This window comes from Mesorhizobium sp. WSM1343 (genome assembly GCF_055901535.1).
On the sequence record NZ_CM148370.1, the window covers coordinates 2,164,644 to 2,178,706 of the forward strand.

General features: G+C 63.1%; 5 protein-coding genes. 4 read left to right on the plus strand and 1 reads right to left on the minus strand.

Going from position 1 to position 14,063, the window contains the following annotated elements:
- Nucleotides 1-15: 15 nt before the first annotated feature.
- From AC0NIL_RS10420 to AC0NIL_RS10430, 3 genes are read left to right on the plus strand one after another with little or no spacing between them, the layout of a single operon-like run.
- Complete coding sequence (locus AC0NIL_RS10420) at nt 16-2,148, plus strand: type I secretion system permease/ATPase (protein ID WP_013529845.1); 2,133 nt, start codon at nt 16-18, stop codon at nt 2,146-2,148.
- A 42-nt stretch (nt 2,149-2,190) separates the two neighbouring features.
- Complete coding sequence (locus tag AC0NIL_RS10425; RefSeq protein WP_013529846.1) at nt 2,191-3,480, plus strand: HlyD family type I secretion periplasmic adaptor subunit; 1,290 nt, start codon at nt 2,191-2,193, stop codon at nt 3,478-3,480.
- Entirely contained in the window at nt 3,470-4,111 is a 642-nt protein-coding gene (locus tag AC0NIL_RS10430; protein ID WP_024502654.1) for a ribbon-helix-helix domain-containing protein, read from the plus strand. Before AC0NIL_RS10425 ends, AC0NIL_RS10430 begins: the two co-directional genes overlap by 11 nt.
- 49 nt (nt 4,112-4,160) lie before the next feature.
- Here AC0NIL_RS10430 and AC0NIL_RS10435 read toward each other — a convergent pair whose 3' ends face one another.
- On the minus strand, nt 4,161-5,090 hold the full coding sequence (locus AC0NIL_RS10435; protein ID WP_473572469.1) for a transglutaminase-like cysteine peptidase: 930 nt from the start codon (nt 5,088-5,090) through the stop codon (nt 4,161-4,163).
- A gap of 323 nt (nt 5,091-5,413) precedes the next feature.
- On the opposite strand from AC0NIL_RS10435, the gene AC0NIL_RS10440 reads away from it, so the two are divergent.
- Nucleotides 5,414-14,062, plus strand: coding sequence for a VCBS domain-containing protein (locus AC0NIL_RS10440; RefSeq protein ID WP_474048588.1), 8,649 nt, complete (start codon nt 5,414-5,416; stop codon nt 14,060-14,062).
- Nucleotide 14,063: the final 1 nt, after the last annotated feature.

A 14,063-nucleotide genomic window follows, 5' to 3' on the forward strand; every position in this document is an offset into this window, starting at 1 on the left:
CCTGACGGGCAGATCGTGAACCAGCAACCCAACATCCTCTCCCCGAAGGAGGCGTTCAAGGCCTGCTTCTCGGCCGTTGCCGGATATCTCGGCAGGCCGAGCGCGGAGACCGTGCTGTTTGCCGGCGTGCCGCTCTCGGACACGCGAATTGCGGCCGACGACATCAGGCACCTTGCCGAACGCATCGGCCTGGAAGTCACGGAGTTCAATCATCGCGATTTTCTCAGGGGGCGTATCGACCTGCCGGCCATCGTCTTTCGCGTCAGCCAATTGCCCGTCGCCCTGCTGGCTCTAGGCGAAGGCGATGCGTATATCACCGCGCCCCAGGAAGACGGCCGCACCACGATCGGCCGGTCGGAACTGGCCGCCAGCTACATCAGCGGCGGCGCTTCCTTTTCGATCACCTATGCCAATGCCGCCGAGACCATGTCGGTCGGCTCGGCGGCCAGGATCGAGCGAAGACATTGGCTTACAGGGACGATGGGCGCTTTCTGGCGCACCTACTCGAAAGTCGTCCTGGCGGCGGTGTTCATCAATCTGCTGGCCATAGCCTCGCCGATCTTCACCATGAACGTCTACGACAGGATCCTGCCGAACAAGGCGATATCGACACTGTGGGTCCTGGCTCTCGGCATCGGTGCGGTCATCCTGTTCGACCTGCTTTTGAAGACGGCAAGGGCTTCCCTCATCGACTATGCCGGGCGCAAGGCGGATCTACGGATATCCTATCTGCTGTTCGAAAAAGTGCTGAACTCGTCGCTTTCGGCGCGCCCCGGCTCGACCGGCGAATACGCAAACAGGGTCACGCAATATGAGTTCGTCAGGGAGTTCTTCACCTCCAACACCATAAGCGTGTTCATCGACACGGCATTCGTCTTCGTCTTTCTCCTTGTGATCTATGCAATAGGCGGCTGGCTGGTGATCATACCGGCGCTGGCCTTCGTGATGTCCGTCATCGTCGGCCTGGTCACCCAGCGCCGCATCGGCAAGCGCGTCGCAGCCTCGATGAACGAAGCGTCGCAGCGCCAGGCCCTGCTGGTCGAATCCATCTCGACGCTGGAGACCATCAAGTCGCTGCGCGCCGAGGCGTATCTGCTGCGGAAATGGGGAGAGCACTCCAAGAACGCCGCCAACACGTCCGAGAAAATCAAGCAGCTTTCGGCGGCAGCGGGCAACATCACCCAGTCCATACAGCAGCTGGTGACCGTCGCCCTGGTCGTGGCCGGCGCCTATGCCTTCTCGGAAGGGCATGTTTCGACAGGAGCAATCATAGGAACGGTGATGCTGGCGAGCAGGGCCGTGGCGCCGCTCGGCCAGATCGCCATAACGTTGTCCCGGTTCCGCCAGGCCATGCTCTCGCTGAGGATGGTGAATTCGATCATGGCTCAACCGGAAGACCGGCCCGACACGGTGGGCTTCGTCAACCGCCCCATCCGCAAGGGCGCGATGGTGTTCAGGAATGTCGGGTTTGTCTATCCAGGCTCGGAAAACGAAGTTTTGACCGGCCTGAATTTCTCGGTCAAGCCGGGTGAGCGGATCGGCATCATCGGCCGCATAGGATCGGGAAAGACGACGATGGGTCGGCTGGTCGGCCGGCTCTTCCTGCCGACTTCCGGTGAGTTGCTGCTGGATGGGATCGACATTCGCCAGTATCACCCGTCCGAGGTTCGCGCCGCGGTCGGCATCGTTGCGCAGGCCGGCGACCTGTTCTCGGGCACCATCAAGGAAAACCTCCTGATGGCATGCCCCGAGGCTACAGACGAACAGATCATCGAAGCGGCAAAGGCTGCCGGCGTCGATGATTTCGTTTCACGCCACCCGCGCGGCTACGACATGAATGTCGGCGAGCGCGGCACCAATCTTTCGGGCGGCCAAAGGCAGACGGTGGCGATCGCGCGCCTGCTGCTGACCAAACCGAAAATCGTCTTTCTGGACGAGCCGTCGGGCTCGATGGATCTTGCTTCCGAACGCCAGTTGATCAAGCAGCTCAAAGTCGCCTTTGACCGCGACACGACGCTGATCGTCTCCACACATCGGTTCAGCATGCTTGAACTGGCCGACCGCCTGATCGTTATCGAACAGGGCAAAATCGTTGCCGACGGACCGAAGGACCAAGTCATACAGGCGTTGCAGAAAACAAGCGCCTGACAAAACAATTATTGCTGCATCCAATGCGTTGGGGCGTGGGAAATGCTTGCCAGGGAAGATCGACCGCCGCTGTTTGCGTCGGCGTCCATATTCATCATCGGAGCGCTCTTCGTCGTTTTTGTCGCCTGGGCGTCCTTTGCCGAAGTCGATGAGATCGCACGCGGCGACGGCAAGGTCATACCTGCTTCCAAGACCCAGATCATCCAGGCGAGCGAGGCCGGTGTCGTTCAGGAAATCGCCGTGACGATCGGCCAGGTCGTCAAGAAGAACGATCTCATCATCCGCCTGGACAACACGCTCAACACGTCCAGCCTTGGCGAGCAGCAGGCCAAGGCGCGCGCGCTCGAAGTGCGCATAGCAAGGCTGAAATACGAACAGGCCGGCAATCTCTCGGGCCCATTTCCGTGCCCGCAGGACATCCAGTCGGTCGCTCCGCAAATCTGCGACAATGAACAGAAGCTGCTCATCGCCCGGCGCGGGAACTTCGACAACAAGCTGTCCGTGCTCAAGTCACGCCTCGATCAGCGCGAGAAGGAACTTGCCGAGGCGGAGGCCAATTCCGATCGTCTTTCTAAGAACCTGGTCGTCAGCGACCAGGAGGCAAAACTCGTCGACGCGATGGTCAAGAAAGGCCTGATGGCAAGGACCGAGCAGCTCCGGGTAGAGCGCGAGCAGACCGAACTCAACGGCCAGCTGAACCTTGCCGGCGAAACGATAAAGAAGATCAAATCGTCGATCACGGAAGCTCAGCTTCAGGTCGAGGAACTCGGCCTGCAATTGCAGCAGGAGGCGCTGGACGACCTTACCCAGGCGCTGGCGGACCTTTCGGTGGTGGATGAGACCATAAGGGGAGCCACCGACAAGGTCGCGCGCACCGATATCCGGTCTCCCGTGGACGGCATCGTCAACACGCTGGAGCTGAACACGGTCGGCGCCTTCGTCCAGCCTGGCGCCGTCGTGGCCGGCATCGTGCCAACCTCCGAAACGTTGCTGGTGGAGGCACGGGTCTCGCCGCGGGATGTCGCCTTCATCCGGCCCGACCAGGAAGCCCTTATCAAGGTCACCGCCTATGACTTCTCGATCTTCGGCGGCATCGAGGGCAAGGTTTCCAACATCACAGCCGACAGCCTGGTCGATCAGAAAACGGGGGAGCCCTATTATCAGGTGCGCGTGGCGACGGACAAATCGACGCTTCAAAGAGACGGCAAGGCCTATTCGATCATCCCCGGAATGATCTGCTCGGTCGACATCAAGACCGGGCGCAAGACGATCCTGCACTACCTCCTGAAGCCGATCAACAAGGCGCGCGAGGAGGCGATGAGTGAGCGGTAGCGCCAGCCCTCATCATTCCGATCGCGAGCGGCTGCTTGCGCCAGTCGCCGCCGAGGATTTCGGGCTGGAGTTTCGGGTCGTGGCGCGCGGTGGCATACGGCGCGGCATTCGTCTGGAGCGGGCATTCTGGATGTCGCTGAAGCAGATGGCCGAAAGCAGGAAGTGCACGATCGGCATGCTCATCGACGAGATCGCCGAAAGCCAGGCCCAGACAGGCAATCTGACATCCGCGATCAGGGTGGCCTGCATGCGTGGGTTGGGGGACGAAAACCTGACCTTGCGAAGGCTTGCATCGATCAACACCATCAACGCCATACTGGTCGCGTGCCCGTCCCCGGCCTTTGCGCTGGCTTCTTCGAAGAAGATACTGTCGTTCAACGCGCCGTTCCAGCAACTGGTCAAGCGCCAATTGCCGATCGCTCCAAGCGATGACGCACGGCACGACCTCAAGCTGGCGCTGGATCTCAATGTGGCCGACATCTTCACGCGGCTCGACGCCAATGGCGAATCGCCGGTGGCCACCGGTTTTGTCATCGGCGCGGGTGACCGTCGTTACCGGGGGCAATTGAATGCGGTGCGGGCTCCGGTGCTCGAGCCGGAGCTGCTGATGGCGTTCGTCTTCGGCGGCTGAATGCCCGCCAGTCTTTGGCGAGAACCTATGGCTTGGACTGGCCGAAACCCTATGGCTGAAAACCTTCGCCGGGTGCGACGGTTGCGAAACCGCCCTTGATGTCGGCCATCTGGGCGCCGCCCGGTCTTGAACCGTGGATCCAGGCCCGGTCGGTGCTGAACGAATAGAGCGGGACGTAATCCGGGAGATCGCTGTCACGCATAACGGTGTTGCTGAGGCTGTCGAGAATGAAGGTGCCGCTGCCTGTGCTCACCGACAGCACTGCGTGAAAGAAGCCTCTCTTGCGATCCTGGAGGACGACAAGCGCCATGCTTTGCGTCGGAATGCCGGCCCTCAGCAGGGCGGTCATCTTGAGGATGGCAAAATCCTCGCAATCGCCGGCTCGCCGCTCGAGAATCTCCGAAGGCTTCGCCCAATAGTCGAGCTTGCCGTAGACGACGCTGTCTTTCCTGTAGGCGATCAGGCGATTGACGCTGCTGTTGACGAAGGACAGCTTCTCGCTGAATCCCTTGCCTTGAGCGGCGGCGATCATGCCGGCAAAAGCCGTGCTCTTGTGCTCGCAGGGGCTGCCTGCCGAGCAGGCGGTGATTGCCCGGTAGACAGGCGCCCAGCGCGCCGCGACGGGAAAATTGCGCATGGACAAGGCAACCGATCCGAAGACCCCTGGAATAATCGACGCGGTCTGCACCGGATCTATCCCGGCGTCATCTCGCGCCGTTGACGAGCCGTCCCCGCGGCCGATATCCGGGCCATAGCTGCCGGTGACCATGCCGATCCGGTAAGCGTCCGCAGGCTGCCAGGGCTGGGGCCTCGTCAGTGAAACACCGCCGAGACAGGGCGGCGTCTGGACCTTCTCCTGGGGCCTGCCGGGTGCGGGGATATCGCTGGCGAATGACGGCCCCGCCAGGCCGACAAGCCCGATTGCCAGCAGGAGCATCTGGAGCCCGGTTTTCCCCGGAACCGATTTTTGCTTTTTCATAACGCCCACCTTTGACTGTGGACGCTACCAATCTTGTCTCAAATTATTGGAAAGGAAGGTGGATAAATATCCAGCAACTGTCTTCATCCCTTTTATATAAAATTTTATTCAATTTTATACTTTGATTTACCAAAAAATCCCGGCTAGTCCTCCGTCAGGGAAGCCTCCGGAGGCCAGCATATATCAGGTTATATTGTCGCGGTTTACCACGTGTAAAAAATGCCGAGCAATGCATATCATAATATATGAAATAGATTAGGGGGCAGTTGCAAAGTAGAAATGGCCGCTGTCTCTATCCGGTAAATATCGGAGGGGTTTCAGCCATGACGAACAATATCGAGTTGGACAGCTTTTCGGGTTCCTTGAACGAGCATTCCGCGTCCAGTGAACACGGCGATCAGGCATCGCCGGCGGAGATCCGGGTCGCACAGGCAAATTCGACGCAGCAGGCCGCACCGGCAGCGTCCGAACCGGTGCCGGTCGATGTCGGCGGCGGAGCGCCCGTCAAGCCGGAAGCCCCCGCGGAAGCGAAGACGCTGCCGGCAGCTGCGCCGCACGAATATGTAGCCGACGCCAGCCACGTGGTAAGGCTTCCTGCCAACGCCTCCATCGACAACATCAAGGTCGACGGCCAAAACCTTGTACTCGAACAGGCCGACGGCTCGGTGATCGTGATCAAGGATGGCGCCCTGAACGTGCCGACCTTCATCATCGGCGACGTCGAGGTGCCGCGCGTTGCCTTGCTGGCGGCGCTGGAAGCCAGCCATGTCGATGTCGCCTTCGGCGCCGACGGTTCCATCTCGGCCGGCCCCGGCGGTTCGAATTCAAGCGCAGGCGGTGATTTCTCGGTTCCCCCCGGCGGCATCGGCGACGGGTTCGACCTGTCGGCATTGCTGCCGCCGACCGCCTTGCAGTTTGGGCTTCTGGATCGCCGCGAACTGTTCCCGTCCATCGTCGACAGGCCGGTTTCAGTGGTGGCCACGTCACTGCTTGCCCCGACCGAAGCGGCCAGTGAAACCGGCCTCGATGGCAACCAGACACAATCGCCCGGCAGCGACGCGCCAAGCAATTCCGAAACCTCAGGCATCGGAACGATCAGCATCGACGCACCGGATGGAATCGGGTCGATCGTTATCAACGGTGTCGCCGTCACCGGCGTCGGCCAGCAGATCCCGGGCCAGTTCGGCTATTTGGAGATCGTCTCCTACAATCCGAGCACGGGTGCTATCCAATACAACTACACGGTGACCGAATCGGTCACTCATCCCGAGCACACGAACGGATTCGATCCCAACGACACGGTTCCGGACAATTTCAGCATCACTGTCACGGACGTCGACGGCGATTCGGCCAGCACCACCTTTGCCGTCGCCATTGTCGACGACGTGCCGACCGCGGTTGCCGATACGGACAGCGTGACGGAAGACGGCGCGACGGTCGCGGACGGCAACGTGATCACGGCCAGCGGCGGCGCGGACGCGAATGTGACGGACGGCGTCGCCGACGTTAAGGGCGCGGACGGGGCGACGGTAACGGGCGTCGAGGCAGGCACGGTTGCATCGGCCTCGGGTCATGTCGGGTCGGCCGTGGCGGGCAGTTACGGTTCGATCACGATCGATGCGGACGGCCACTACAGCTACACGCTGAACAACGGCGCTGCGGCGGTCCAGGCGCTGACCACCGGCCAGCATCTGACGGACACGTTCACCTATACGCTGACCGATGGCGACGGCGACACCTCGACGACAACGGTCGAGATCACCATCAACGGCACCAACGACGTCCCACAGGTCGTCGTCGACCAGGGCAACCCGGCCGGCGCGCATGACCAGGTCTATGAAGCAGGTCTGGCGGCGGGTTCGGCGGCCGGCGACGGCAGCACGGTTGCGACAGGCACCTTCACGGTGTCGGACGCCGACGGGCTCGATGACGTGCAGAGCGTCACCATCGGCGGCGTCACGGTTGCCATTGGCAGCCTTAACGGTTCGGTCTTCCAGGGCGACCACGGCACGCTGCTGATCACCGGCTACAACCCGGCAACCGGCGTTGCTGCCTATCAGTACACGCTGACCAGCCCGACCACGGACGTTCCCGCAGTCACCGAGACCGACAGCTTCTCGCTCACCGTCTCTGACGGCACCTCGTCGTCGGCCCCGGCGGCCATCGTCATCGACATCGTCGACGACGTGCCCAATGCGGTCAACGACACCAACAGCATCAGCGAGGACGCGCTTTCGCCGGTCAACGGCAATGTGCTGACCAACGACCTGCATGCCAACAACCAGCCGGGCGCCGACACGCCGACGAGCTTCGTCAGCTGGGATGGCTCGACGACGGGCGCGCACGGCACCTTCGTGGCCAATCCCGACGGCACCTACACCTATACGCTCAACAACGCCGATCCGGCGGTGCAGGCGCTGGATGCCGGCCAGACGCTGACCGAGACCTTCAACTACACGATGAAGGATGCCGACGGCGACACCGATACGGCAACGCTGACCATCACCATCAACGGCGCCAACGACGTGCCGCAGATCGTCGTCGACCAGGGCAACCCGGCCGGCGCGCATGACCAGGTCTATGAAGCAGGTCTGGCGGCGGGTTCGGCGGCCGGCGACGGCAGCACGGTTGCAACAGGCACCTTCACGGTGTCGGACGCCGACGGGCTCGACGACGTGCAGAGCGTCACCATCGGCGGCGTCACGGTTGCCATTGGCAGCCTTGACGGTTCGGTCTTCCAGGGCGACCACGGCACGCTGCTGATCACCGGCTACAACCCGGCAACCGGCGTTGCTGCCTATCAGTACACACTGACCAGCACGACGACGGACGTTCCGGCAGTCACCGAGACCGACAGCTTCTCGCTCACCGTTTCGGACGGCACCTCGTCGTCGGCCCCGGCAGCCATCGTCATCGACATCGTCGACGACGTGCCGACGGCCCATGCCGACACCAACAGCGTTGTCGAGGGCGGGATCGTGCTCGGCAACGTGCTGAGCGACGGCACGGACGACGTGTTCGGCGCCGACGGTGCGGCGGCGGGCGGCGGCGTTGTCGGGGTCCGCGTTGCGGGCGGCGACACCACGACGGCGGTGACGACGGGCGTCAACACGGTGATCAACGGCAGCTTCGGCACGCTGACGCTGCAGGCCAATGGCAGCTACAGCTATGACGGCCTGCCCAACGTGGTTCCGCCGGCAGGCGCAACGGAGACCTTCGTCTACACCATCATGGACGGCGACGGCGACCTGTCGACGACGACCCTGACCATCAACCTGTCGGACAGCGGCCTTGCCGTCTCCAACGACGACCTGACGGTCAACGAGGCGGCGCTGCCGATCGGCAGCAACCCGTCGAGCACCGCCGAGACCATCGCCGGAACGGTCGTCGACAATGTATCGGGCGGCACCGGACCCTACACCTACGCACTGGTGAGCAACGCCATCGGCGCGCACGGCACGCTGACCTTCAATGCCAACGGCACCTACAGCTACACGCTGACCTCGCCGGTCGACGGCGCCGACGCCAACAACGGCACCAACACCGTCAACAATGTCGAGACCTTCACCTACCAGGCCACCGACGCCAACGGCAACACGATCACCAACACCATCACCATCGACGTCACCGACGACGTGCCGACGGCCCATGCCGACACCAACAGCGTTGTCGAGGGCGGGATCGTGCTCGGCAACGTGCTGAGCGACGGCACGGACGACGTGTTCGGCGCCGACGGTGCGGCGGCGGGCGGCGGCGTTGTCGGGGTCCGCGTTGCGGGCGGCGACACCACGACGGCGGTGACGACGGGCGTCAACACGGTGATCAACGGCAGCTTCGGCACGCTGACGCTGCAGGCCAATGGCAGCTACAGCTATGACGGCCTGCCCAACGTGGTTCCGCCGGCAGGCGCAACGGAGACCTTCGTCTACACCATCATGGACGGCGACGGCGACCTGTCGACGACGACCCTGACCATCAACCTGTCGGACAGCGGCCTTGCCGTCTCCAACGACGACCTGACGGTCAACGAGGCGGCGCTGCCGATCGGCAGCAACCCGTCGAGCACCGCCGAGACCATCGCCGGAACGGTCGTCGACAATGTATCGGGCGGCACCGGACCCTACACCTACGCACTGGTGAGCAACGCCATCGGCGCGCACGGCACGCTGACCTTCAATGCCAACGGCACCTACAGCTACACGCTGACCTCGCCGGTCGACGGCGCCGACGCCAACAACGGCACCAACACCGTCAACAATGTCGAGACCTTCACCTACCAGGCCACCGACGCCAACGGCAACACGATCACCAACACCATCACCATCGACGTCACCGACGACGTGCCGACGGCCCATGCCGACACCAACAGCGTTGTCGAGGGCGGGATCGTGCTCGGCAACGTGCTGAGCGACGGCACGGACGACGTGTTCGGCGCCGACGGTGCGGCGGCGGGCGGCGGCGTTGTCGGGGTCCGCGTTGCGGGCGGCGACACCACGACGGCGGTGACGACGGGCGTCAACACGGTGATCAACGGCAGCTTCGGCACGCTGACGCTGCAGGCCAATGGCAGCTACAGCTATGACGGCCTGCCCAACGTGGTTCCGCCGGCAGGCGCAACGGAGACCTTCGTCTACACCATCATGGACGGCGACGGCGACCTGTCGACGACGACCCTGACCATCAACCTGTCGGACAGCGGCCTTGCCGTCTCCAACGACGACCTGACGGTCAACGAGGCCGCGCTGCCGATCGGCAGCAACCCGTCGAGCACCGCCGAGACCATCGCCGGAACGGTCGTCGACAATGTATCGGGCGGCACCGGACCCTACACCTACGCACTGGTGAGCAACGCCATCGGCGCGCACGGCACGCTGACCTTCAATGCCAACGGCACCTACAGCTACACGCTGACCTCGCCGGTCGACGGCGCCGACGCCAACAACGGCACCAACACCGTCAACAATGTCGAGACCTTCACCTACCAGGCCACCGACGCCAACGGCAACACGATCACCAACACCATCACCATCGACGTCACCGACGACGTGCCGACGGCCCATGCCGACACCAACAGCGTTGTCGAGGGCGGGATCGTGCTCGGCAACGTGCTGAGCGACGGCACGGACGACGTGTTCGGCGCCGACGGTGCGGCGGCGGGCGGCGGCGTTGTCGGGGTCCGCGTTGCGGGCGGCGACACCACGACGGCGGTGACGACGGGCGTCAACACGGTGATCAACGGCAGCTTCGGCACGCTGACGCTGCAGGCCAATGGCAGCTACAGCTATGACGGCCTGCCCAACGTGGTTCCGCCGGCAGGCGCAACGGAGACCTTCGTCTACACCATCATGGACGGCGACGGCGACCTGTCGACGACGACCCTGACCATCAACCTGTCGGACAGCGGCCTTGCCGTCTCCAACGACGACCTGACGGTCAACGAGGCCGCGCTGCCGATCGGCAGCAACCCGTCGAGCACCGCCGAGACCATCGCCGGAACGGTCGTCGACAATGTATCGGGCGGCACCGGACCCTACACCTACGCACTGGTGAGCAACGCCATCGGCGCGCACGGCACGCTGACCTTCAATGCCAACGGCACCTACAGCTACACGCTGACCTCGCCGGTCGACGGCGCCGACGCCAACAACGGCACCAACACCGTCAACAATGTCGAGACCTTCACCTACCAGGCCACCGACGCCAACGGCAACACGATCACCAACACCATCACCATCGACGTCACCGACGACGTGCCGACGGCCCATGCCGACACCAACAGCGTTGTCGAGGGCGGGATCGTGCTCGGCAACGTGCTGAGCGACGGCACGGACGACGTGTTCGGCGCCGACGGTGCGGCGGCGGGCGGCGGCGTTGTCGGGGTCCGCGTTGCGGGCGGCGACACCACGACGGCGGTGACGACGGGCGTCAACACGGTGATCAACGGCAGCTTCGGCACGCTGACGCTGCAGGCCAATGGCAGCTACAGCTATGACGGCCTGCCCAACGTGGTTCCGCCGGCAGGCGCAACGGAGACCTTCGTCTACACCATCATGGACGGCGACGGCGACCTGTCGACGACGACCCTGACCATCAACCTGTCGGACAGCGGCCTTGCCGTCTCCAACGACGACCTGACGGTCAACGAGGCGGCGCTGCCGATCGGCAGCAACCCGTCGAGCACCGCCGAGACCATCGCCGGAACGGTCGTCGACAATGTATCGGGCGGCACCGGACCCTACACCTACGCACTGGTGAGCAACGCCATCGGCGCGCACGGCACGCTGACCTTCAATGCCAACGGCACCTACAGCTACACGCTGACCTCGCCGGTCGACGGCGCCGACGCCAACAACGGCACCAACACCGTCAACAATGTCGAGACCTTCACCTACCAGGCCACCGACGCCAACGGCAACACGATCACCAACACCATCACCATCGACGTCACCGACGACGTGCCGACGGCCCATGCCGACACCAACAGCGTTGTCGAGGGCGGGATCGTGCTCGGCAACGTGCTGAGCGACGGCACGGACGACGTGTTCGGCGCCGACGGTGCGGCGGCGGGCGGCGGCGTTGTCGGGGTCCGCGTTGCGGGCGGCGACACCACGACGGCGGTGACGACGGGCGTCAACACGGTGATCAACGGCAGCTTCGGCACGCTGACGCTGCAGGCCAATGGCAGCTACAGCTATGACGGCCTGCCCAACGTGGTTCCGCCGGCAGGCGCAACGGAGACCTTCGTCTACACCATCATGGACGGCGACGGCGACCTGTCGACGACGACCCTGACCATCAACCTGTCGGACAGCGGCCTTGCCGTCTCCAACGACGACCTGACGGTCAACGAGGCCGCGCTGCCGATCGGCAGCAACCCGTCGAGCACCGCCGAGACCATCGCCGGAACGGTCGTCGACAATGTATCGGGCGGCACCGGACCCTACACCTACGCACTGGTGAGCAACGCCATCGGCGCGCACGGCACGCTGACCTTCAATGCCAACGGCACCTACAGCTACACGCTGACCTCGCCGGTCGACGGCGCCGACGCCAACAACGGCACCAACACCGTCAACAATGTCGAGACCTTCACCTACCAGGCCACCGACGCCAACGGCAACACGATCACCAACACCATCACCATCGACGTCACCGACGACGTGCCGACGGCCCATGCCGACAGCGGCAATGTCAATGAAGGCGCGCTGCTGACCGTGACTGCTGCGGCCGGCGTTCTGATCAACGACGTGGCCGGGGCAGATGGTGCCACGATCGACGGCGTCCGGGCTGCGGGCGGCAACACGACAACGGCGGTGACGACCGGTGTCAACACCGACATTGCCGGCCTGCACGGCACGCTGCATCTCAACGCCGACGGCTCCTACACCTACCAGTCGACGGCCCACAGCATCAACGCGAACACCACGGACGTGTTCGTCTACACCATCAAGGATGGTGACGGCGACCTGTCGACGACGACGCTGACCATCAACCTGTCGGACATCAATGACGCGCCCGTAGTCGCGAACACTCAGAACTGGATGTCGAGCGACCCGGCGCAGCAGACCTTGAGCACGCCCAGCTATCCGAATGGGTATCCGCTGCTGGTCTCCATTCCGACGGATGCGGACGGGGATAACCTCATCGTCACCGCTACGGGAACGATCCCCACCGGCACGTTCTATTTCAACGGCGTGACCTATATCGCCCTGACAGCCGGCACGGTGCTGTATAATCCGTCCGGCGGTATCAACCTGCTGGACGATCTGGTTTATCGGCCGACCGCATTGCAAACTGACACGGTCAACAACAACCTGTCGCTGGATGTCTATGACGGGCACACTCACGTTGCACAGACTGTTGGCATCCACGAAGTGCCGCCGACCAGCCTGCCCAGCGACACGTCGCAGATTGGCGATGGCAGCAGTCCGCTGACGTCGGGCAATGATCAGGTCACGACGCTTGCTCTGTCGCAAGCGACGGTAAACGCGATATTGGCGGATCCTCACAGCGCAACTGTCGTCGTCTATACCGATTTCCAAAAGACGCCGATTGATACGCCGATTGACCCTTCAGAGCGAAACCCAGGTGCGTTCGGAGATAGTAGCGCAGGGTCGCATCGTGAACAGGAGGTTCAGGTCGAGATCAGAATTGGCACCAATCACTTCGCCGTAGTAGAAGACGATTTGACCGCTGGGACCTTCGAGCAGACTTGGTTCTACGATCCGGCCACGGGTCAGATGAAGGCTACGGTCGACTACGATCACATCTTCCTTCTCGATGGCGCGGGCAATGCCACCGCTACGACGCTTGCCAGCTACTTGATCGCGCATCCGCCGGCAGCCGGAGACTCGTGGACCCTGTCCTACTTCGACAATGATGGCGGCAGTTGGCAGGCCCGCTCCGTCAATTTCTCCTTCTTCTCGCACAATCCTGGTGATCCCGGGATCACGGTGAACGGTGACCCAACGCTGGCCGACCAGATCTATGGAACGTCCGGTATCGACCAGCTCAGCGGTAATGGCGGCAATGACGTCATCGTCGGCCGGGGCGGCAATGACTTCCTCAGCGGCGGAGCCGGCAACGACCTGCTCAGCGGCGGCGACGGCAACGACCTTCTCATAGGAGGTCTCGGCCAGGACACCCTGACCGGAGGAGCCGGCGCCGATACGTTCCGGCTTGAGAATATCGACATCAAGGACCTCATCACTGATTTCAGCGGCGTGGGAGGACATGGCGACAAGATTGACCTGACCGCCCTGTTTGACACGGCGCCTGGAGGAGCCAATATCGGTGACTTCGTGAACTACAATGCGGGGACGGGTACGCTCAGTGTCGATGCCAACGGCAGCACCGGCGGCGCCAACTTCGTCGACGTGGCAACGCTGACGAACCTGCCCGCTGCCAACACGATCACGCTGCTCTACGACGATGGCATAACCCAGCATCAGACAACCGCAAACCTGGTCTAAC

Bases quoted from the DNA above. Each gene is read 5' to 3' on its own strand.
- AC0NIL_RS10440 (WP_474048588.1), top strand. From the start codon at position 5,414: ATGACGAACAATATCGAGTTGGACAGCTTTTCGGGTTCCTTGAACGAG.
- AC0NIL_RS10435 (WP_473572469.1), bottom strand. From the start codon at position 5,090: ATGAAAAAGCAAAAATCGGTTCCGGGGAAAACCGGGCTCCAGATGCTC.
- AC0NIL_RS10425 (WP_013529846.1), top strand. From the start codon at position 2,191: ATGCTTGCCAGGGAAGATCGACCGCCGCTGTTTGCGTCGGCGTCCATA.